24 protein-coding genes, 4 tRNA genes and 1 pseudogene are annotated in these 21,776 nt (G+C 42.7%); 17 read left to right on the top strand and 12 right to left on the bottom strand.

Annotated features, from left to right (window positions below; translation table 11 throughout):
• Positions 1-9: 9 nt before the first annotated feature.
• Complete coding sequence (locus H9629_RS02310) at positions 10-687, bottom strand: Smr/MutS family protein (protein ID WP_064095537.1); 678 nt, start codon at positions 685-687, stop codon at positions 10-12.
• Positions 688-943: 256 nt separating this feature from the next.
• Here H9629_RS02310 and H9629_RS02315 point away from each other — a divergent pair, with 256 nt between their 5' ends.
• Together H9629_RS02315 and H9629_RS02320 are read left to right on the top strand one after the other, a co-directional pair.
• Positions 944-1,372 carry a GFA family protein gene (locus tag H9629_RS02315; protein WP_064101421.1) on the top strand — a complete coding sequence of 143 codons (429 nt, stop codon included), beginning with the start codon at positions 944-946 and terminating at the stop codon, positions 1,370-1,372.
• Between the two features lie 67 nt (positions 1,373-1,439).
• Positions 1,440-1,688, top strand: a complete 249-nt coding sequence (locus H9629_RS02320) for a hypothetical protein (RefSeq protein ID WP_064101420.1) — start codon at positions 1,440-1,442, stop codon at positions 1,686-1,688.
• 94 nt (positions 1,689-1,782) lie between these two features.
• Here the strand turns inward: H9629_RS02320 and trpC are convergent, their stop codons facing one another.
• The 3 genes from trpC to H9629_RS02335 are packed head-to-tail and all read right to left on the bottom strand — an operon-like array spanning position 1,783 to position 4,250.
• Complete coding sequence (trpC, locus tag H9629_RS02325) at positions 1,783-2,589, bottom strand: indole-3-glycerol phosphate synthase TrpC (protein WP_064101419.1); 807 nt, start codon at positions 2,587-2,589, stop codon at positions 1,783-1,785.
• Positions 2,590-2,609: 20 nt separating this feature from the next.
• Complete coding sequence (gene trpD / locus H9629_RS02330) at positions 2,610-3,656, bottom strand: anthranilate phosphoribosyltransferase (RefSeq protein WP_064101418.1); 1,047 nt, start codon at positions 3,654-3,656, stop codon at positions 2,610-2,612.
• Positions 3,657-3,665: 9 nt separating this feature from the next.
• The gene (locus H9629_RS02335; protein ID WP_064095532.1) at positions 3,666-4,250 is read right to left on the bottom strand and encodes an anthranilate synthase component II; all 585 of its coding nucleotides are present in this window, start codon (positions 4,248-4,250) and stop codon (positions 3,666-3,668) included.
• 813 nt (positions 4,251-5,063) lie between these two features.
• Here H9629_RS02335 and glnA point away from each other — a divergent pair.
• The 6 genes from glnA to H9629_RS02365 all read left to right on the top strand — a co-directional run bounded on the left by glnA (position 5,064) and on the right by H9629_RS02365 (position 9,952).
• Positions 5,064-6,479, top strand: coding sequence for a type I glutamate--ammonia ligase (glnA, locus tag H9629_RS02340; protein WP_171254921.1), 1,416 nt, complete (start codon positions 5,064-5,066; stop codon positions 6,477-6,479).
• A 90-nt stretch (positions 6,480-6,569) separates the two neighbouring features.
• Positions 6,570-6,845: a hypothetical protein gene (locus H9629_RS02345; protein WP_191730469.1), complete on the top strand. Its 276-nt coding sequence runs from the start codon at positions 6,570-6,572 to the stop codon at positions 6,843-6,845.
• A 2-nt stretch (positions 6,846-6,847) separates the two neighbouring features.
• Positions 6,848-7,354, top strand: a complete 507-nt coding sequence (locus H9629_RS02350; protein ID WP_064101416.1) for a chorismate--pyruvate lyase family protein — start codon at positions 6,848-6,850, stop codon at positions 7,352-7,354.
• Positions 7,355-7,359: 5 nt separating this feature from the next.
• Entirely contained in the window at positions 7,360-8,241 is an 882-nt protein-coding gene (ubiA, locus tag H9629_RS02355; RefSeq protein ID WP_064101415.1) for a 4-hydroxybenzoate octaprenyltransferase, read from the top strand.
• A 110-nt stretch (positions 8,242-8,351) separates the two neighbouring features.
• Positions 8,352-9,557: an alpha/beta hydrolase family protein gene (locus tag H9629_RS02360; RefSeq protein ID WP_064101414.1), complete on the top strand. Its 1,206-nt coding sequence runs from the start codon at positions 8,352-8,354 to the stop codon at positions 9,555-9,557.
• 131 nt (positions 9,558-9,688) lie between these two features.
• Complete coding sequence (locus tag H9629_RS02365; protein WP_064101413.1) at positions 9,689-9,952, top strand: hypothetical protein; 264 nt, start codon at positions 9,689-9,691, stop codon at positions 9,950-9,952.
• A 1-nt stretch (position 9,953) separates the two neighbouring features.
• Here the strand turns inward: H9629_RS02365 and H9629_RS02370 are convergent, their stop codons facing one another.
• From H9629_RS02370 to H9629_RS02400, 7 genes are all read right to left on the bottom strand, one after another.
• Entirely contained in the window at positions 9,954-10,397 is a 444-nt protein-coding gene (locus tag H9629_RS02370; protein WP_064101412.1) for a DUF2726 domain-containing protein, read from the bottom strand.
• Between the two features lie 59 nt (positions 10,398-10,456).
• Positions 10,457-10,532: transfer RNA gene (locus H9629_RS02375), tRNA-Asn, on the bottom strand.
• A 6-nt stretch (positions 10,533-10,538) separates the two neighbouring features.
• Positions 10,539-10,614 (bottom strand) — tRNA-Asn (locus H9629_RS02380).
• 289 nt (positions 10,615-10,903) lie between these two features.
• Positions 10,904-10,979, bottom strand: a tRNA-Asn gene (locus H9629_RS02385).
• A gap of 6 nt (positions 10,980-10,985) precedes the next feature.
• A tRNA-Asn gene (locus H9629_RS02390) sits at positions 10,986-11,061 on the bottom strand.
• Positions 11,062-11,209: 148 nt separating this feature from the next.
• Positions 11,210-11,836, bottom strand: a complete 627-nt coding sequence (locus H9629_RS02395) for a superoxide dismutase (RefSeq protein WP_064095524.1) — start codon at positions 11,834-11,836, stop codon at positions 11,210-11,212.
• A 153-nt stretch (positions 11,837-11,989) separates the two neighbouring features.
• A complete protein-coding gene (locus tag H9629_RS02400) occupies positions 11,990-12,748 on the bottom strand; it encodes a Nif3-like dinuclear metal center hexameric protein (RefSeq protein WP_064095523.1) in 759 nt (252 codons plus the stop codon).
• A gap of 170 nt (positions 12,749-12,918) precedes the next feature.
• Here H9629_RS02400 and H9629_RS02405 point away from each other — a divergent pair, with 170 nt between their 5' ends.
• The 9 genes and pseudogenes from H9629_RS02405 to H9629_RS02445 all read left to right on the top strand — a co-directional run bounded on the left by H9629_RS02405 (position 12,919) and on the right by H9629_RS02445 (position 20,932).
• Complete coding sequence (locus H9629_RS02405) at positions 12,919-14,100, top strand: S1C family serine protease (protein ID WP_064095522.1); 1,182 nt, start codon at positions 12,919-12,921, stop codon at positions 14,098-14,100.
• Between the two features lie 134 nt (positions 14,101-14,234).
• Positions 14,235-14,491, top strand: a pseudogene (locus H9629_RS02410) (hypothetical protein).
• An 80-nt stretch (positions 14,492-14,571) separates the two neighbouring features.
• A complete protein-coding gene (rutD, locus tag H9629_RS02415) occupies positions 14,572-15,363 on the top strand; it encodes a pyrimidine utilization protein D (protein ID WP_064101411.1) in 792 nt (263 codons plus the stop codon).
• Between the two features lie 349 nt (positions 15,364-15,712).
• Positions 15,713-16,819, top strand: coding sequence for a pyrimidine utilization protein A (rutA, locus tag H9629_RS02420; protein WP_064101410.1), 1,107 nt, complete (start codon positions 15,713-15,715; stop codon positions 16,817-16,819).
• A complete protein-coding gene (gene rutB / locus H9629_RS02425; RefSeq protein WP_191730470.1) occupies positions 16,816-17,577 on the top strand; it encodes a pyrimidine utilization protein B in 762 nt (253 codons plus the stop codon). The genes rutA and rutB overlap by 4 nt, the downstream gene beginning before the upstream one ends.
• A gap of 31 nt (positions 17,578-17,608) precedes the next feature.
• Positions 17,609-17,989, top strand: coding sequence for a pyrimidine utilization protein C (gene rutC, locus H9629_RS02430; RefSeq protein WP_064101408.1), 381 nt, complete (start codon positions 17,609-17,611; stop codon positions 17,987-17,989).
• Between the two features lie 143 nt (positions 17,990-18,132).
• Complete coding sequence (rutF, locus tag H9629_RS02435; RefSeq protein WP_404793537.1) at positions 18,133-18,651, top strand: NADH-dependent FMN reductase RutF; 519 nt, start codon at positions 18,133-18,135, stop codon at positions 18,649-18,651.
• 33 nt (positions 18,652-18,684) lie between these two features.
• Positions 18,685-20,040 (top strand): pyrimidine utilization transport protein G, encoded by a 1,356-nt coding sequence (gene rutG, locus H9629_RS02440; protein ID WP_064101406.1) that lies wholly within the window; start codon positions 18,685-18,687, stop codon positions 20,038-20,040.
• A gap of 52 nt (positions 20,041-20,092) precedes the next feature.
• A complete protein-coding gene (locus tag H9629_RS02445; protein WP_064101405.1) occupies positions 20,093-20,932 on the top strand; it encodes an NAD(P)-dependent oxidoreductase in 840 nt (279 codons plus the stop codon).
• A 388-nt stretch (positions 20,933-21,320) separates the two neighbouring features.
• Here H9629_RS02445 and H9629_RS02450 read toward each other — a convergent pair whose 3' ends face one another.
• Positions 21,321-21,704 (bottom strand): carboxymuconolactone decarboxylase family protein, encoded by a 384-nt coding sequence (locus H9629_RS02450; RefSeq protein WP_191730472.1) that lies wholly within the window; start codon positions 21,702-21,704, stop codon positions 21,321-21,323.
• Positions 21,705-21,776: the final 72 nt, after the last annotated feature.

Below are 21,776 nucleotides of genomic sequence, written 5' to 3' on the forward strand. Positions count from 1 at the left end.
TAAAACCGTTTATTGTTTGAACTTTGGATTCTTTTCCGCACGTTTCAGCAGAACCAGTACCGCACCAGTACCGCCCTGTTTTTCAGGGGCACTGACAAAGGCCAAAACGTCACGATGCTGACGCAGCCAGCCGTTGACATAGGTTTTTAAAATCGCTTCTGGGCCTTTGCCATGTACGATCTTAATCACGTTTTGATTTTCATCTTTGGCGATCTGGATAATCTGCAGCACAGCTTGTCGCGCTTCTTCTACGGTACAGCCATGCAGATCCACAGCTTCAAACCAGCGCAAGTTACCGGCTTTTAAGTCTTCAAAAACTTTATGTTGCAAGGTGGCAATACGATAGCTCAAGTTGGCCTGACTACCGACTGGATTCAGCATGGCTTGAGTATCTGAAAGAACGGTTTCATCGGTGTGCATTGGCCCTTCGGCAGCGGCACGCTTTGCCAGAATTTGTGCATCCGGCTTTTTCTTGGCAGATTTTTCAATTTTGGCAGTATTGCCGGCATCGATTTTTTGTACACCTTGCATTTGTTTACGAAACAGGTCGAGGTCTTCAGCCTGTTCTTGCTCCGCTGTTTTCACGACAGGGGCAACAGGTTCAGCCTTAGGCTGACTAATTTGCTTTTTTAAATCTTTCAGTAAGTTGTACTGATCTTTAGAAAGCGAAGAATCATGTTTGCTCATAATCTGAAAATGGGGAGAGAAACGGAATTTAATAGAATTATAGTCTTAAATGGCTGAAAGGAGAAATGAAATGCGTTTATAACCACATAATATAAAAATTGGACTTTAAAATAGCGGCACATTTTTACAATCAAAAAACCGAATCCGCTGTAAATAAAAGATGTTTCGTGATTTTTCTGATTTGATCACTTAAATAGTTGCTTCTATGGAATATCTCTTTTTTAAATATAAGATCATATAATCGCGAAAATAAAAAATGAATTATTCAGGCAGCTGTTTATGCGGCAATGTAAAATTTAGGGTTAATACAGACATTCATAGCATGTATCACTGTCATTGCAGTTTGTGTCGGAAACAGAGTGGTACGGCCGCCAATGCAGCCACTTTAATCAATCAGCAATATTTTGAATGGACGTCAGTCACGTCCTCAATATCCTGTTATCAAAAAGAGACTGGCTTTCGCTCCCATTTTTGTCAGCGCTGTGGCTCACCCGTTCCCAATCAAGTGGGCACAACTGCATTGATATGGATTCCTTTAGGGTTGTTAGATAATGCACCAAAGATTCAGCAAAAATTAAGTTTTTGCCTGAGCTCTAAAATTACTTGGGCAGACGAAATCAAGGTGAATCAAAGCTATACTGAACTGCCGGAGTTTGAAGAACTGCTATCTTATTTTGATCAGTAAAATGAAGTTTTCAGATATAGAAATGCATAAGTCCGATATATACTCTTAATAAAAAGGAAATGAGGATATGTGGCATCTTCAATATTTTTATAACTTGAGTATTGTCGGATTATTTTCGCTCATTTTATTCGATATCCAGTCAGTAAAATTATTCAGTCCAACATTGATTATTTTTATGTTCGCTGCAATGTTTGCAGGATTATATTTTAAGACCAAGGCTCAAAGTGCAGGGGCTCGTTTCGAGGCAGTACTTTGTCAATCTTCGCCTGTTTTATTTCCACTCTCTTTAGTTCTGCTTAAAACAATTGCAATGTAATTTGAGTTTATCTGCTGTGAAACTTTGCTGAATAAAATTAAAAAGCCCAATTCTGAGATTGGGCTTTTTTAATGCTTAGGTGAGCATTTACATTTTAAACCGCTTCAGGCTCACCAAACAGATCGCGGAAAGCATGATCCGGACGTGGCTGTTTCATGAAGCTTTCGCCGACCAAGAAGGCGTGAATATCATTTTCCTGCATCATGGCCACATCGGCAGGAGTTGCAATACCGCTTTCAGTCACTAGCAGGCGTGAAGGGTCCAGTAATTTTTTCAAACGTAATGATGTATTTAAATCGACATCAAAGGTTTTTAAATTACGGTTATTCACGCCGAGCAGACAACGATCAGAAAGCTTTAAAGCACGTGATAGTTCTTCTTCATCGTGAACTTCAACCAGTACATCCAGATGATGTTCAAATGCAGTTTTAGACATTTCTTCTAACTGCTGGTCAGACAGGCAAGCCACAATCAGCAAGATACAGTCTGCATGCAGGGCACGTGCTTCGATGACCCCATAAGGGTCGATCAGAAAGTCTTTGCGCAGTGCAGGCAGGTCACAATGTGAACGGGCAATCTGAATATTGTCATCATGACCCTGGAAAAAGTCTACATCGGTCAGCACCGATAAACAGGCTGCGCCTGCATCCTGATACTGTGCCGCAATTTCCGCAGGGTTGAAGTTCTCGCGAATAATCCCTTTGGATGGCGAAGCTTTTTTAATTTCAGCAATCACACCAAGACGTTTCGACATTAAAGACTGTGCAAAACCACGTACAGGTGATGCACCCTGAGCCAGTTCCTCCAGATCTTTATAGCTTTTCTGCTTTAAACGTAGGGCAAATTCTTCTTTTTTACGGTCAACAATCTTGCCTAAAATTGTGTTTGCGATATCCACCATGATCAAAATTCCTGACCGAATTAAGCTTCGTAATGTTTAATGGTTTTGGTAAATTCAGACAGCACACTCATTTTTTCAAGTGCCTGACCGCCGTAAATAATGTCATGTGCCAGCGCAACACCTTGCTTATAGCTGCTGGTTAAACCGGAGACATAAATACCCGCGCCGGCATTCAGCGCGATCATGTTGGCGGCTTTATCACCGATGTCTGATTTTTTCTTGCCCAGTGCATCTTTGATTAAAGCCAGACTTTGCGCAGAATCTTCCACAATCAGTCCGGTCAGAGTTTGCGATTCAATATCGACCGATTCAGGCGTGATTTCCCATTCCGTGACTTCGCCATTTTTCAGTTCAGCGACATGAGTTGAAGAGGCAATACTGATTTCATCCAGACCATCACGTGAATGTACTACCATCACATGTTCAGCACCGAGCTGTTTCATGACTTCGGCAATAGGGCGGCAGAGTTCATTGGAAAATACCCCAATGACTAAACGATTTACTCCGGCCGGATTCGTAAGCGGGCCAAGTAAGTTGAAAATGCTGCGAATCCCTAATTCTTTGCGTGGGCCGATTGCATATTTCATCGCTTGATGATGATTGGGTGCAAACAGGAAACCGACACCGACATCACGGATACAGCGCTCGGTCTGCTGCATATTCAGGTCCAGATTAATCCCGGCCTGTTCCAGTAAATCTGACGAACCTGATTTGGTCGAAACGCCGCGGTTACCATGTTTGGCAATGGTTGCGCCCGCTGCTGCAATTACAAATGCGGAAGCAGTAGAGACATTAAACAGGTTCTGGCCATCACCGCCTGTGCCGACGATATCGACCAGATAGGGAATGTCACTGACATCAATTTTGGTGGCAAGTTCACGCATGACACGTGCAGCTGCGGTAATCTCATCAATGCTTTCGCCTTTAAGGCGTAAGCCCATCAGCAGGGCACCAATCTGGGCATCGGTTGCTTCACCTGACATGATGGCACGCATCACGTCTTGCATTTGATCCTGAGTCAGGTGAATGTTTTTAGTAATATTACTTAAAGCTTGTTGAATATTCATAAGGTGTTCTTAGGCATAAATTTCGAGAAAGTTTTTAAAGATTTGATGACCATGCTGGCTCAGAATCGATTCAGGATGGAACTGCACGCCTTCGACCGGCAATGTCTTATGTTTCACACCCATAATTTCTTCCATAGAGCCATCCGCTTCATTGGTCCAGCAGGTGACTTCCAGACATTCAGGCAAGGTAGCTTGATCAATCACCAGTGAATGATAGCGCGTTGCAGGAAATGGAGAAGGAAGATTGCTGAAAATCCCGGTATTACTGTGGTACATATCAGACAGACGGCCATGCATCACACGTTTGGCACGCACGATATCGCCGCCAAATGCCTGACCAATACTCTGGTGACCAAGACAAACGCCCAGTAAGGGAATTTTACCAGCAAAATGCTGAATTGCAGGAATAGAAATTCCTGCTTCACTTGGCGAGCACGGTCCAGGACCAATCACTAAATACTTGGGTTGCCATCGCTCTATATCTTCCAATGTCACGGCATCATTACGGACTACTTTTACTTCTTGATTCAGTTCGCCAAAATATTGGACGATGTTATAAGTAAAGGAGTCATAGTTGTCGACCATTAAAAGCATGAGCTTAACCTATTGAAATTAATGCACTTAACTGTGCTAAAGTTGTCCCGATCGTACTTTAATTCGCGCTTATTGCAAGCACTTGGGTAACACAACTAAATCATTGATTTCATTGTGTGAAAATAAAGCACGCTTCATCATAGCAAAAAATAGCCATATTCGGCGCAACAATTTCATCAAATTTGATGGCTTAAGAAGCCGATCTAAACAGAATGGAAATTATTGAATCATTATTTTAAGTAATAGACTTACCATTAGAAAGTTATAAGTATGATTAGTTTTAGAGTAGAACTTAAAAATTAAAAAGAAAGTTAAAAAAAGATTAAAATTTTTTGGTGAAAAAAACATCACTTGAATCAGACCGCGTGATATAAAATTTTATTTCAAAAGTATAGTTAAAGAAAATGCCTCAAAATAATCAGGTGATCCTAAGTCAATCCGGAAGTTTTCTTTACTGATATCTCATAAAAAATGCTTAATTCTTAGCTAAAACTAAATAAAAACTAAACAAAAGTTGAAAAAAGCAGCATATCCACTATAAAAAATTATGTTTCTAATACATTTTTATTCACCACTGCACTATTTAGGTGCGCTAAAAAATAAAGCTGAAATAAAATAAATGAAGAATGCTTGAATATAGTGCATTTAGTTTTGCAGCTAGTATAATAGCCGCAAAGTATTTTTATTAATTCATGAATTCTTATAAAGAATTCAAGATTTTATCTATACTTTTAAAAGTTGGTATGGTAATTGCTTAATAACTATCAACTGCTAACACGCACTTCACGGGTGCAACAAAAACATCGGAGCAAAATGAGCATGGCGAACAAGGTCCTTCAACTCATACAAGAAAGTGGCGCAAAATGGGTCGATTTTCGCTTTACTGATACCAAGGGTAAAGAGCAACACGTTACTTATCCAGCAGACAGTATTGATGAAGATACATTTGAAGACGGCAAAATGTTTGACGGTTCTTCAATTGCAGGTTGGAAAGGCATCGAAGCATCGGACATGATTTTACGTCCGGACGCGGAAACTGGTTTTATCGACCCGTTCTTTGCAGAGCCAACAGTTGTTGTAACTTGTGACGTAATCGAGCCATCTACTGGTCAAGGTTATGATCGTGATCCACGTTCGATTGCGCGCCGTGCAGAAGAATATTTGAAATCTACTGGTATCGGTGATACAGCATTCTTTGGCCCAGAACCAGAATTCTTCGTATTTGACGAAGTAAAATGGGAAATCGACATGTCTGGCGCGCGCCATACATTGATCGCTGAAGAAGCTGCATGGTCAACCAACAAAGACTATGAAGGCGGCAACTCTGGTCACCGTCCACGCGTAAAAGGCGGTTACTTCCCAGTTCCTCCTGTAGATTCTTCACATGACATGCGTGCTGATATGTGTGCGCGTATCGAAGACATTATGGGGCCAGGTCGTGTAGAAGTGCATCACCACGAAGTTGCTTCTTGCCAGTTAGAAATTGGTGTGAGCTTCAATACCATGGTGCGTAAAGCAGATGAAGTTCAACAGTTCAAATATGCAGTTTGGAACGTTGCGCATCAATATGCAAAAACTGCAACCTTTATGCCTAAACCAATGGTGGGTGATAACGGTTCTGGTATGCACGTGCATATGTCGATCTCTAAAGACGGCAAAAACCTGTTTGCTGGTGATGAATATGCAGGCCTTTCAGAAATGGCGTTGTACTTCATCGGTGGTGTAATTAAACATGCTCGTTCTTTGAATGCGATCACTAATCCTTCTACAAACTCGTACAAGCGTTTGGTTCCACATTTCGAAGCACCGATTATGCTTGCTTACTCAGCGCGTAACCGTTCTGCGTCTATCCGTATTCCTTACGTGTCGAGCCCGAAAGGCAAGCGTATTGAAGCGCGTTTCCCAGATCCAATGATGAACCCGTACTTAGGTTTCGCAGCATTGCTAATGGCGGGTATCGATGGTATTCAAAACAAGATTCATCCAGGTGAAGCTGCTGACAAGAACTTGTATGATCTTCCACCGGAAGAAGAAGCAAAAATCCCTACAGTGGCGCACAGCCTGGATATGGCTCTTGATGCGCTTAAAGCGGACCAAGATTACCTGCTTAAAGGCGGTGTGTTCACTAAAGAAATGCTTGATGCATACATCGAGCTTAAAACTGAAGAAGTTCGTCGTCTGAACACGACTACTCATCCAGTTGAATTTGAAATGTACTACAGCTTGTAATTCATTCCGAATTAAAGCGAAGAAAACCCGCGCACGTCGCGGGTTTTTTTGTATCATCTATTTATAATTTTAAATGATTGATGGGTTTAAATGGCACAACGTAAAAAGCACACCAGCTTTTATCCATGGATTGATCCAAAAGATCATGACAAAGGTTTCAAACTGAATTTCTCTGAAGTGACTTATGTTGAAGTGGGGCGGACTCCCGAGGGTTATAAGCAGGCTCAATTTGTGGGGCTGAAAAATCCAGAAATGGCGCTGGATTATGCTTATCCCGATTCACTTTATTTGAGTGCTGAAGGTTTTATTTTAATTAAGACTCCGCAAGGCAAATATGAAATCATTGCAAAAACAGATAACTGTTAACAATGAATAGTCGTTCTAGAAAACAAAATCCGCGTGTGTTGCTATCAGCTCTGCCGGCTGAGTTAAAACCGTGGCTATATGCCTCAGGTTCGCTTACGCAGCAACTGACCGATTTGGGGCAGGGACAATTTCATGTCGAGCCAATTCAAGAGCATTTTCAGCGTTTAAGCTTTGCCAATGCCAAATGGATGCAGATGTCACCTCAGCATACTTCCTGGGTGCGTGAAAGTTATCTCTATGGTTCGGAACAATCTCCTTGGGTGAAAGCCAAAAGTATTTTTCCAATTTTAAGCCTGCAAAAAAAAGCCCGAATTTTTCAGCATATTGGCACCAAACCGATTGGCTGGTTTCTGTTTCAACGTACCAATCCACTCTGCCAGCGTCGGGTGGTACTTTTAGATGAGGGCTGGACCCGTCAGAGCTGCTATACTTGGCACGGCTGTAAATTTATCGTACAAGAAACATTTTTACCGGCATTTGAACACTTTATACAAAATTCACAGGCTTGATTTTTATGGCAACCGCACAAGCAATCACCTGGCGTGAGCGTCTTAACGCCTATTATTATCTTTGTCGTTTTGATAAACCGATTGGCACTGAACTGGTCTTTTGGCCCACCATGTGGGCGCTGTGGATTGCTGCTCAGGGCATGCCACGCATTGAAATTTTAATTCCCATGATTTTGGGGGTGATTTTTATGCGGGCAGCAGGTTGTGCCATTAATGATTTTGCTGACCGTAAAGTCGATGCACATGTAGAGCGTACTAAAAACCGTCCGTTAGCGACCGGAGTTATCAGTGCCAAAGAAGCCGTGATGGTATTTCTGGTTTTGGTGGCTGCCAGCGCCTGCCTGCTTCTTTTCTTGCCGATTGAAACCTTTTACTGGTCATTCGGGGCTTTATTTTTAGCGTTTATTTATCCTTTTATGAAGCGCTATACCCATTTACCTCAAGTCTTTTTGGGTGCAGCATTTTCCTGGTCGATTCCGATGGCCTATACTGCAGTCGGGCAAACGCCGGATTTAATCTGCTGGCTTCTATATTTTGGTAATCTGGCCTGGACCGTCGCCTATGATACCCAATATGCAATTGCAGATCGTGAATACGATTTGAAAATTGGGGTAAAATCGACAGCGATCTTATTTGGTCAGCACGATATTCAGATCATTAGTGCATTGCAGGTAAGCAGTATTTTATTGATAGGTGCTGCATTATGGCTAGAAAATTTACTGGTTCCATTTGGTCTGGCTGCACTAATTGTTGTTGCTCTTGATTTTATTTACCAATGGTTTAAAACTCGAGATAAAAATCCACAGCTGTGTTTCTGGGCGTTTAGGCATAACCGCTGGATTGGATTCATAATCTTTGCTGGAATTTTTCTGGCTCTTTGGTACTAACCGTCTATCGGCTAATAACAAAAGCGTCCTATAAGGATGCTTTTTTTTATGCTTAATTTTGAGTGATCTCGATAAAAAGAGATAGGGAATAACAATAAAAGGATAGAAATATGCAGAACAGTTATAAGAAATTGATGTTGGGCGTACTGTGTTCTTCGGTACTGTTTTTATCTGCGTGTGGAGATGATGATAACGATAATTTTGTAGGATTTAATCCTGTTCGAACTTATACGGTTGATGAGCAGGTGAAAGCGGTTGTCGGGCGTCATGATATCTTTACTTATCGAATGGAAGGTGTACAGAATCGAGAGATTCGTGCTACTACACTGGTATTTACCCCTAAAGGTACTCCACCTATAGGTGGCTGGCCGATTGTGGTTTGGGCCCATGGTACTACAGGTGGAGCAGATAAGTGTGCACCTTCACGCCTTGCCTTGGATGGGCCTGAAAAGGCCTTGGTTATGGGGCTGGTACAACGAGGTTATGCGGTGATTGCCCCAGATTATGAGGGTCTGGGCAATGATAATGAGCCACATCCTTATCTGCATCTGGAAAGTGCTGCCAATTCAATATTATCGGCGATTAGTGAAGCTCAAAAACAGTATGGTGGACTACTGGCCAAAGATTGGGGGGTGATCGGGTGGTCACAGGGCGGACATGCAGCTTTAGCAGCCGCAGAGTTTTATAAGGCTTTACCAAATAATACTTATCGTGGTGCAGTTGCAATTGCCCCAGCTTCTTATCTTAATGATACCTTGGAACAAGGGCTTTTATTTGCTCAAGGTCTGGCTGCTGATGGTAATGTAGCTCAAGCAGTACCAATAGCAGCGACTTTGTATACGTATGCCGCTATTGTCAGTTCAGGAATTAAGGCAGAAAAAACCAACTTTAATTACAATCAGGCCTTTGTTAATGCCAAGGTAGATCTGGCTAGACAGGCTGAAAGTTTATGTTCCCCTGAGCTTGCACAGCGTTTTGGTGCAGATATTCAAACGGCATTACAAAGTGATGTGAATTTCTCGCAATATCAGGCATTACGGGAAAACTTCCTGAGCGACCCTGATATTATGAATTATCTGATAGATAATCAGCCTGCACAAACCCGACTTGATCGTCCAGTTTATATTTTTCAAGGCACCGCAGATACCACAGTACCTTATACCATTACCCAGATCTTATATGATGGTATGCTTGCAGACGGAACTAATGTAGAGTTAATTCCGATCCTAAATGCCACGCACGCTACAGTGGTCACTGAAAATATTCCCGCACTGCTCAATACGGTAGAAGCCGTTATGAATACGCCAGTGTCATAATTAAATAAGAGGGATAAACCCATGCTGGCTTGAAGTCGGCGTGGATTTAAATACTGTTCGGCCTTGAGCTATGACTTTATTTTGTTATATTGGGCATTGCAATTAAATGACGAAATTAAAGCAGGTTTGTTATGTCTGAGCAGCCACAGCCCCGCAGTGTCAAAAAGCTATTGATCTTCGGTACGCTTGCCCTCTGTATTCCGGTATTTTTAATTAGTATGGCATTTCTTGCGGTAAATAGTGATGCTAAAAATCAGGAAAAATACAAGCAGCAGCAGGCAGATATGATTGCACGTATTGAAGCACGAGAAGCTGCGGAAAAGCTCAAAGCAGAGCAGGATGCTTTAGCAAATTCAACTCAAGCTGCATCTGAAAGTACAGTAACTGTTCCTTAATTTATCTTATATCCCTTTGTAGCTGTCTGATACTCGGAATCTGGGTATATCGAATCACGGTATATCCTGCTGCAATCAACATTGCATCACGTTCAGCATCTTCTTGTTCTTTGCCAATATGACTCGGATCATCTAATTCAATAATCGCCACCACATTATATTCGCGATCAAGTACCACGAAGTCTGTGACTTTGCGATTGAACTGATTGCGCATTTTGATCTGGTCATGCGTGATCAAGGCGCTAAACGCGACTTGGGCCAGAATATGATGATGAGGAAAGGCATCTTTTAGACGAGTAAACATCCTGCTTTCAAAAGCAGTAATCACACGTTTTGGATAGAATTTCTTTTGACGGGTAAACAGATGTGGGAAGAGCAGACAAACTAATGCAAAGGTTGCCAGGCAACCAATCACAAAAAATATAAACTGACTCAAATCAAACATAGATCACAGATAGAGAAAATAAAAAAACCCACTTCGCAATGAGTGGGTTTTTAGAATCCTGGCTCTCCCACCTGGGCTCGAACCAGGGACCTGCGGATTAACAGTCCGTCGCTCTACCGACTGAGCTATGGGAGAATAGATTGGCTCTCCAACCTGGGCTCGAACCAGGGACCTGCGGATTAACAGTCCGTCGCTCTACCGACTGAGCTATTGGAGAATCTGACAGCGATTATAGAGAGATTTGAAAAGGGGTCAAGGCACTTTTAGAAAAAAGCAGCATAAATTGAATCAAGTGTTTTAAAAATAGTCGAAAAGGTTTGTAGTTCAAACTGTTATGTTTATGTAAAGCGGTCCTAACCACAAAATCGCGATCAGCCTTAATTTTTATAAGCGAGCTGGAACATAAGCGATGAGTGGTTGATCGCCTATATAAATCAATATGATCTCAATTTTAAAAACACAGGTATAAAAAAACCCACTTCGCAATGAGTGGGTTTTTAGAATCCTGGCTCTCCCACCTGGGCTCGAACCAGGGACCTGCGGATTAACAGTCCGTCGCTCTACCGACTGAGCTATGGGAGAATAGATTGGCTCTCCAACCTGGGCTCGAACCAGGGACCTGCGGATTAACAGTCCGTCGCTCTACCGACTGAGCTATTGGAGAATCTGATCGGCATTTTAGGGAGGAATCGGCAGGTCGTCAATCAATTAATGTAAAGAAATGAATTGTTTGCTTTATAAATATTCATTTAGAGTCTAAAAATAAAAAAATCACCCAAAATGGGTGATTTTTTTAGCAAAGAAATAAAGAATTATTTCTCAACACCTGCAGGCTGGCCTGCATATTTCGCATTTGCATAATCCCAGTTCACCAGGCTTTCCAGGAAAGTAGAGATGTACTTAGGACGAGCATTGCGGTAGTCGATGTAGTAAGCGTGTTCCCAAACGTCAATCGTCAACACTGCAATTTTACCGTGCGCCATTGGCGTATCAGCATTTGAAGTTTTCATGATTGAAAGCTGGCCGTTTACTTCGTCAGCCACTAACCAAGCCCAACCTGAACCAAATTGAGTAGTTGCAGCAGCAGCAAATTCTTCAGCAAATTTTTCGTAAGAACCAAAAGCTTCGTCAATTTTTGCAGTCAAAGTACCAGTTGCTTTACCGCCACCGTTTTTAGCCATACAGTTCCAGTAGAATGTGTGGTTCCAAACTTGAGCCGCGTTATTGAACACACCTGCTTTAGAAGCATCACCAGCAGTTGCTGTAATAATTTCTTCTAGAGTTTTGCCTTCAAGCTCAGTACCAGCGATCAGGTTATTCAGGTTAACCACATAAGTGTTGTGGTGTTTGTCATGATGGTATTCTAAAGTTTCTTTGCTGATGTGTGGAGCAAGATCTTCGTAGCCGTAAGGTAATGCTGGTAAAGTAATGGTTGTCATGTTCTCAATTCCTTGCATTTTGCTGGGTTTTAACAATAAGTGGCGTTATTGTAATAGATAATCGGGCCGAAATGGGCATCGTGTATAAATAACAATACAGAATAAAGCCTGAAAATATATGAATAAAGCCACTGATCATAACCGTCAGTCGAATTAAATCGGATTGTTTAATTCGAAATAATCATACTCAATATTAAACTGTTCTGAAATAGCCTTGGCCAGGCGTTGCACACCGTATTTTTCAGTCGCATGATGGCCACAGGCATAATAGTGCACATTCAGTTCCTGAGCTTCATAAAAGGTCCGTTCAGACACTTCGCCCGAAATATAAGCATCACAGTCTTGTAGGGCCGCTTTTTGAATATAATCCTGCGCCCCGCCTGTACAGAAACCAACTTTTTGAATCAAGGATTTTTCTGCAGGCAAATGTAGTGCGTCAAAGCCGAGTCTTTCTGATACATAGGCTTTGAAACCTTCTGGAGTCAAGGACTGTTTTAAATAGCCAATATTGCCAATCGGATGTCGTTCGGTTGGATCGAGCTGTTCAATATTTTCCAGTTCAAGCAGATCTGCAATCGCGGCATTATTTCCTAAAACAGGGTGACTGTCTAAAGGAAGATGATATCCGACTAAAGAAATATCATTTTTAATCAGTGTTTTAATTCGTTTTCCACGCATCCCGGTAATTGGGTAAGCTTCACCTTTCCAGAAATATCCATGATGAACCAGCAGCAAGTCTGCGCCTTGTTCAATTGCAGCTTCAATGGCACTCTGGGAAGCAGTCACAGCACAGAGGATTTTATTTACCTCGGGTCTGCCTTCAATCTGCAAGCCATTTGGTGCATAGTCCTTAAATTCACGGGTTACCAAGGTCTGGTCACACCAGTGAATAATATCGTTCAAATTCGCCATAAAAGTCCTGTTAGTTTAAAAGCTTGCCCATAGTTAGCTATGGGTTTGATTGTAACTAAAGCTGCACAAATCTCTGTGGATTTTTTTGTATTTAGTTATGTATTTAGCATTACAATAGAATATAAATTACTTAGTCATCAACGAATTAAAATATTTTAGAGGATAATAACGTGCGCCGCACCTTTACATGGTTACCTTGGGTGTTACTGATTTTGGTCATTATCGGTTTTCTGGGGTGGCAACAACTCCAAAAACCAAAGGCACCAGTTGCGCCAGATGGCGTCAAAATGCCTGCTGAAAAAGTAGAGCCGTTGATTGATATTTCGCGCACAGGAGGCGTTGTCTCCTATAATGCTGCGGTCAAAGTGGCAGCACCGGCTGTGGTGAATATTTTTACTACTCAAAAAGTCAAGCAGCAGGCTCATCCTTTGCTGAGTGATCCGGTATTTCGTGAATTCTTTGGCGATCAGTTACCTGACCAGTATGGACAAAGCCCGAATGAAAACAGCTTGGGTTCTGGGGTGATTGTTCGTCCGGACGGTTATATCTTGACCAATAATCATGTGATCGCGCAGGCGGACCAAATTGTAGTGGCTTTGCAGGATGGTCGTCGTGCTGAAGCCAAGGTCGTCGGGACTGACCCAGATACAGATCTTGCCGTGATCAAGATCGAGCTGGATAAATTACCTGTGCTGCCATTTAAGCTCAGTGGTAACGAAGTCGGGGACGTTGTCCTGGCCATTGGTAACCCATTCGGTGTAGGTCAAACCGTCACTCAAGGAATTATTTCTGCCACAGGCCGTTCTGATCTGGGTATCAATACCTATGAAGATTTTATCCAGACCGATGCCGCCATCAACCCGGGTAACTCGGGTGGTGCACTGATTGATGTCGCCGGCAACTTAATTGGGGTGAATACCGCAATTTTCTCGCAGTCTGGTGGTTCACTGGGCATCGGTTTTGCTATTCCGGCTAAAATCTGTCAGCAGGTATTGAATGCCATTCTGGAAGATGGCCGCGTCGTTCGTGGCTGGTTGGGGATTAGCTTGTTACCTGCCGAACGTGATGATGTGCTGCAACCTAAAGAAAAAGGTGTCACCGTCGCTGAGGTGCTACCAGATGGACCCGCTGCTAAGGCTGGAATCAAGCGTGGTGATAAAATTATCAAGGTGAATGAGGAAGAGATCAGCTCAGCCTCACATTTGATTAATTTTGTCGCCTTGCAAAAACCGAACAGTACTATCCAGATTGAAATCGAGCGTGCAGGTAAACCGATGACGCTTGAAGTGGTAGTAACTGAACGTAAGGCACAAAATAGTGCTTCGCAATATATTCCTTTGCCAGGTCAGTAAATTTAAATAAAAAATCCCTCTTGTTGAGGGATTTTTTTTGGTCAGCTTTTTATATTTAGATTACAAAACAAGAATATTTTATGTGATTTAAATCATTTAATTTTATTGAATAAAATTAAAAAGAGTATTCAACAATGAGTTTTATGACTGCTGATCAAGCCAAAATATTATCTGATGTAGCCAATATCAATATTGAGATGTTCAAGCCACGTTTAGCGCAACTAATTGAAGATAATGCCAGACAGGGTAATACAGCGGTACTGCAGTTTTTCCCAAGCATCTGCCACTGGAAGAAATCCACCATCTTTCAGCGGAGTTGACAGAACTGGGCTATAACGTACGCTTTGAGGTAGAGGAGTTCTATTACAGGTTCAATGTGTACTGGCTATAATTTTATCAACTGTTCAAAAAAAGTCTTATTCAGGCATATATCTTGCTGTATTCATCTCATAGTTCAAATATGAGAGTTTTATGTCTTTGTTTATTCACTCTGCAGCACAGGCACATGCGCCATATGTTGTGCTTTCCTCCGGCTTGGGCGGACATGCCAGCTTCTGGAATCCTCAAATTAAAGCCTTACAGCAAGATTTTCATGTGGTGACCTATGATCAGGAAGGTTGTCATTCGGATTCTGAACTCTTGCCAACGCCTTATTCCGTAGATCGTATGGCCCGGCAGATCCTGGATTTATTGATCAATGAGAATATTTGCGAGTTTCATTTTATTGGACATGCGTTGGGTGGGCATATTGGCATGCAGCTCGCAACCTATCAGGCGGAGAAAAAATTTAGGTTGCTGAGTCTAACCATGTTGAATGCTTGGGGAGAACTGGACTCACATACCCAAAAATGTTTTCAGGCAAGGACTTCTTTATTGCTGAATAGCGGAGCAGAAGCCTATGTTCGGGCCCAAGCTTTATTTTTATATCCACCACACTGGATCTCAACACATATTGACCCATTAACCGAAGCAGAAAATAAGCAGCTCCTTGACTTTCCACCGATTCAAAATGTCTTGGCACGTATACAGGCAGTACAAGCTTTTCAAGTAGAAGAAGTGCATCAGCAGGCACTCAAACATGTTCCTGTACATCTGATTGCCAATCGGGATGATTTTCTGGTGCCATATCAACGTTCACAACAACTGCAGCAGTTATTGCCACATAGCCGGTTAAACCTGCTCGAAACTGGAGCACATGCTTCTACGGTGACTGAAACTGCCCTGATCAACCAAAACATACTGCATTTTTTAAAATCAGCCTGATATTTTCAGCCAATAAATCTGTTTATTTAAGTCAGACCTTGGGTCTGACTTTTTATTTTTTCTAATGAATCGTTTCTATGGTATGAGCAGGAATTTTACTGCGAATTTATACAGGTTCTGCACACGCATGAATTTTTATAAATGCACTTGAATGAAACATAGTGAGCGAAATTGATTCATGCTTAAAAATAGTTATTTTACTAAAAATTCAAAAAAATAAATATTAAGTTATTGAAATAAAATGAATAAATATAGTTGGCACACGGTTTGCAATGTTTATATTGTAAATAAGACTCCCGTAGTGGATTCAAGATTTTGAATAAGTGTTAAAAAATAATGAGGTGTGAAAATGAAAATAGGTGTCTTCTGTCCAATTGGAAACAACGGCTGGTTACTCTCTGAAAATGCACCACAATATATGCCGACTTTTGAGTTAAACAAACAAATCGTGCAGCGCGCTGAACACTATGGTTTCGATTTCGCACTTTCCATGATCAAGTTGCGTGGCTTTGGTGGCAAGACTGAATTCTGGGAACATAACCTGGAAACTTTCACCCTGATGGCCGGCCTTGCTGCTGTTACCAGCAAAATTCAAATTTATGCAACAGCTGCAACTCTAGTCATGCCACCTGCAATTGTAGCGCGCATGGCATCTACCATTGACTCGATTTCTAATGGCCGATTTGGGCTAAATGTAGTGACTGGCTGGCAGCCGCCTGAATACACCCAGATGGGCATGTGGCCAGGCAATGAGTATTTTGGCAAACGCTATGAATATCTATCTGAATATGTACAAATTTTGCGTGAGCTTTGGGCAAACGGAAAATCCGACTTTAAAGGTGAGCATTTCCAGATGGAAGACTGCCGTGTTAGTCCGCGCCCGCAAGCCGATATGAAAATCATCTGTGCAGGTCAGTCTGATGCCGGTCTGGAATTTTCTGCGCAATACGCCGACTACAACTTTGTTTTTGGTAAAGGGCTGAATACTCCAACGGCTTATGCAGAAATTAATGATCGCTTAAAAGAAAAAACCGACCTTACTGGTCGTGATGTGCAGACGTATGTGCTGTTTATGGTGATTGCAGCCGAAACTGATGAAGAAGCTCAGGCTAAATGGCAGCATTATAACGATGGTGCCGATATGGAAGCGATTAACTGGTTGATGAATCAAGGTGGGAAAGACACGACTTCCGGTACAGATACCAATATCCGTCAAATGGCTTCTAGCGTATCTCCTGTAAATATCAATATGGGAACTTTGGTAGGTTCTTATAAAAATGTGGCACGAATGTTGGATGAAATTGGCGAAATCAAAGGTACAGAAGGTGTGCTGCTGACTTTTGATGATTTCGTTCAGGGTGTGGAAGATTTCGGTCAGAAAATCCAGCCATTAATGAAGTGCCGTGAACATATTGTGATTGAAGATACAGCACCCGTTTTGGAGAAAAGCGCATGAGTGAGCACATCGTATCTGTAGGCTTTACTGAAGCATTAGGCACGGGCAAAGTGCTCAAGGCGGAACCTGAATCGATCCGTCTGGCACCAGAACAGACTGCCCTGATTGTGATTGATATGCAGAATGCTTATACCTCGCAGGGTGGCTATCTGGATCTGGCGGGTTTTGATGTCTCAAAGACCAAACCCGTGGTCGAAAATATCAAGAAAGCAGTCGATGCTGCGCATGCGGCCGGTATTCAGGTCATCTATTTTAAAAATGGCTGGGATGCAGAATATAAGGAAGCAGGTGGTAAGGATTCTCCAAATTTCCATAAATCCAATGCTTTAAAGACCATGCGCAAACGTCCCGAATTACAGGGGCAATTACTGGCCAAAGGGGGCTGGGACTTTGACCTGATTGATGAGTTACAGCCACTACCACAAGATCTGGTCATTGAAAAACCTCGCTATAGCGGTTTCTTTAATACCGCACTGGACAGCATGTTGCGTGTTCGTGGTATCCGTAACCTAGTTTTTGTCGGAATTGCCACCAATGTCTGCGTGGAGTCGACGCTGCGTGATGGTTTCTTTCTGGAATATTTTGGCGTGGCGCTGGCGGATGCTTGCCATCAGGCCGGTCCAGTCGAAGCCCACGAAGCCAGCCTGTACAACATCAAGACCTTCTTTGGCTGGGTGTCGGATACCTCAAATTTTGTCGATACCTTTCAAAAAGAAAGTGAATCACTTAAAGAAACTGGATTAGCTAAAAGCGCTTAAGAAGTTAAATATCAAGATTAAGGAAAACAGTATGCCTAAAGAAGTCATTATTCCAGCAGGAACTTCAAAACCATTAGCACCGTTTGTACCGGCAACCAAGGCAGACAATATTGTCTATGTGTCAGGCACGCTGGCTTTTGATGAAAATAATAACGTTGTGCATGTCGGTGATGCGGCAGCCCAGACCCGTCATATTCTGGAAACCATCAAACGTGTCATTGAAGAAGCCGGTGGCAGCATGGATGACGTCACTTTCAATCATGTGTTTGTCAAAGACTGGGCAGATTATGCAGCAATTAATACCGTTTATGCAGAGTATTTTCCGGGAGATAAACCGGCACGATATTGCGTACAGACTGGCCTGGTAAAACCGGATGCACTGGTCGAAATCGCCTCGATTGCCCATGTTTAAGCCGAACCACCTGATTCAATTTCATCTATATCAGCCCTAAGTCTGTCACTGAAAACTGACTTGGGGCGGAGGAGAACAGCATGAATGCCAAATTGTCTAAAATGATTACAGAAGCAGTTGCAGAAAACAGTGCATTAAATAAGGTGGTAAAGACTGAAAACGCAGCTGAAGTGTTTACCCAGGTCGATCAGCAGATTTTCCGTCAGGGCATGTCCAATCTGGGTGCGGCAGTGAATGTGATTACTACACAAGGTCGTTCAGGCATGGCTGGATTTACCGCATCCGCCGTGTGTAGTGTGACTGATACGCCGCCGACTTTGCTGGTCTGTCTGAACCGTTCAGCATCAGTTTATGAAACTTTTAAAAATAATCAGGTGTTGTGTGTGAATACCTTAGCATCACATCAGCAGCATTTATCCAATCTGTTTGGTGGAAAAACACCTATGGCAGAGCGTTTCAGTCAGGGGAACTGGAAAACGTTGCTGACCCAGTCACCTGTACTTGAGGATGCCTTGGTCAGTTTTGACTGTGAGGTGGTGCAGCAAGTATCTGTAGGCAGTCATGACGTGCTGTTCTGTGAAGTGAAAGCCATGTGCCAGCGTCAAGGCAATGCGCTGATGTACTTTAACCGTTCTTACTGTGAGCCACACAAAATGTGCTAAATCAATTCAATCCTAATCAAGGAGGGGAAGCCCATGCAAGAAAAAGAATCGTGGTTTCCAAAATTTAAGCCTTACCAAGGCAATATCGATTCAACACCAGTGCAAACAGACGAATATCTGCCCGCTGGGAAAAGTATTATTCTCGGGTTACAGCATGTGTTTGCGATGTTTGGGGCAACCGTACTAGCGCCACTTTTAATGGGGTTTGATCCCAATCTCACAATTTTTATTACCGGGATTGGCACCATTTTATTTTTCTTGATCACTGGCGGCCGGTTGCCGAGTTATCTGGGGTCGAGTTTTGCATTTATTGGTGCCGTGGTAGCGGTTACCGGCTATTCAGGAGTAGGTGCGAATTCCAATATTGCGCTCGCACTTGGCGGAACCATTGCCTGCGGTATTGTTTATGCCTTGATTGGTTTGCTGGTCATGAAAACTGGCACAGCCTGGATTGAAAAGCTGATGCCACCCGTGGTTACGGGCGTCATCGTGATGATTATCGGTCTGCATCTTGCACCGGTCGCGATCAAAAGTGTATCTGCTAACCAGTTTGATTCCTGGATGGCATTGGTCACCATTCTCTGTATCAGTGTGATTGCCGTGTTTACCCGCGGAATGGTGCGCCGTCTGCTGCTGTTACTCGGCTTATTGTCTTCCTATCTACTTTATTTTCTTTTCACCAATGTGATGGGCTTCGGGCCTGCAATTGATTTCAGCAAAGTCAGTGAAGCGGCATGGTTTGGTCTGCCGACTTTCCAGAGTCCAGTCTTTGAAATGAATGCCATGCTGATGATTGCACCGGTGGCCATTATTCTGGTGGCAGAAAATTTGGGACACTTTAAGGCAGTATCTGCAATGACTGGTAAAAATCTGTCGCCGTATATGGGACGCGGTTTCTTTGCAGATGGTGTTTGTACTTCCTTATCCGCTTCTGTGGGAGGTACGGGAATGACCACCTATGCTGAAAATATCGGTGTTATGGCAGTGACCAAAGTGTATACAACCACTGTGTTTGTCTTTGCCGGGATATTCGCTATCTTGCTCGGGCTTTCACCGAAATTTGGTGCGGTGATCAGTACGATTCCTGTGGCCTTGCTTGGCGGAGCCTCGATTGTAGTATTCGGTCTGATTACGGTTGCAGGTGCCAAAATCTGGATAGATAACCGTATTGACTTTACCAAGAACAGCACAATGATCATTGGCGCAGTGTGTCTGATTATGGGTACAGGTAATTATAGCTTGCAGATTGGTAGCTTTGATTTAGGTGGGATTGGCACTGCGACTCTGGCTGCGATTTTACTTAATCTGTTCCTGAATCGTGGGGAAGATAAAGAATCGCCTGTATCTGCATCAACCGCAACGGACATTGAAGTGAAACCGGTTGCTTAAATATAAGGAGTATCTTTTGAGTCATACAATTGCATTTTTAGGACTCGGCGCAATGGGCTGGCATATGGCTTCCCATTTGCCAAAACTCGGACACCCGGTTTGGGTCTGGAACCGGTCTGAACAGAAAGCTGTAGAGCATGCCACACTTTTCGCCACTCAGGCTGTCAGTATTGAGCAGGCGGTTCAAGCCGACTTTATCTTTTCCTGCTTACCCACCAGTCAGGATGTCGAAAATCTAATCGCTGCACATCCACCCAAGCCAGGTGCAATCTGGATTGACTGTACTAGCGGTGTACCAGAATCAGCCCAAAAACTGGCACAACGATTGGAGCAGCAGGGAAGTTATTATCTGGATGCTCCAGTATCCGGTCAGACCATTGGCGCAGAAAAAGGTACTTTAACCGTGATGGTGGGAGGAAATAAAGCTGCCTTTGAACAAGCCAAACCGGTCATTGCTGCTTTTGCTGGGTTGATTGAGTATGTAGGAGAAAGTGGTTCCGGTTTTGCAGTGAAAGCCGTTAACAATACTTTGATGGCTACCCATTTATGGGCACTGGCTGAAGGCTTAACTGTACTGAAAGGACAGGGAGTTGATTTAAGCAGTGCCTTGAACTGTATTAATCATTCCAGCGGTAAAAGCAGCATGTCGGAAAATATCATGGCGCAGCGTGTACTGAGCCGTGAGTTTCATAAAACCTTTGCGCTGGATTTATTGCAGAAAGATATTGGTATTGCTTTGGAACTGGTGCAACAGCAGCAACTGGATTTATCAGTCATGTCATTGGTGCAACAACAGTTTCAACAGATTACCAGACCTCAGGCCAGTCAGCTGGATTTTTCCGCTGCGGTACAAGGGTTGGAACAACGTACGCAAATTGAATTAAGGGATTAAAGTCTTTCTTATAAATTGCTATTCATAGAGAACCTATTAATTTTGAATTAAATCCATAACGACAGATTTATTATCAAAAATATGAAAAGCCGGGAATTTAACAACTCTCGGCTTTCTTATTAAGCATTACTTTAAATAGCCTAAGCAGTTTTGAATTTAACTGATATTTGAGCAATTTAAATAAATAGATTTCTTTTATGAATTAGAAAATGATCGTCCATTCATATTTAATGTTCCCTCTCCCTTAGGGGTGAGGAGCATGCTCCGCAAGAGGATGAGAGATTTTTTATAAAGAACCTCTCCTATGAGGAGCGGGAATTTCATAAATAATTTTTAATCATTAAGAATTATTTATGAAAGAGCTCTAATACACTGATATTTAGGTCTCTTAATTCGCTTCATATTCCTGAATCACCTCAAGCGCCGCACGAAATGCTTCCTGAGTCGCCGGTGCACCGCAGTAAGGCAGACTATGCAGCAGCACTTCCTGAATTTCCTCAACCGTTGCGCCATTATTCAGCGCACCTCGCACATGGCCTTTCAGTTCAGTGGGACTTTTTTGCGCGGTTAGGAAGGCAATGGTAATTAAAGAACGATATTTACGTGGTAAAACACCTTCACGTTGCCAGGTCGAACCCCAGGCATGTTCATTAATCCAGTCCTGTAGAGGCTGGGTAAAAGGCACGGTATTTTTCTGAGCACGCTGCACAAAACTTTCCCCCATTACTTCGGTACGGACTTTCAAGCCATTTTCATAATCTTGTTGTGACATGCTTTATCCTCAATTCTATTATTGCTTTAGCTTAACGCTTTTAAGCTAAAATACTATCGTGCCATAGTCGTA

Source organism: Acinetobacter pecorum (assembly GCF_014837015.1).
GTDB classification, from domain to species: domain Bacteria; phylum Pseudomonadota; class Gammaproteobacteria; order Pseudomonadales; family Moraxellaceae; genus Acinetobacter; species Acinetobacter pecorum.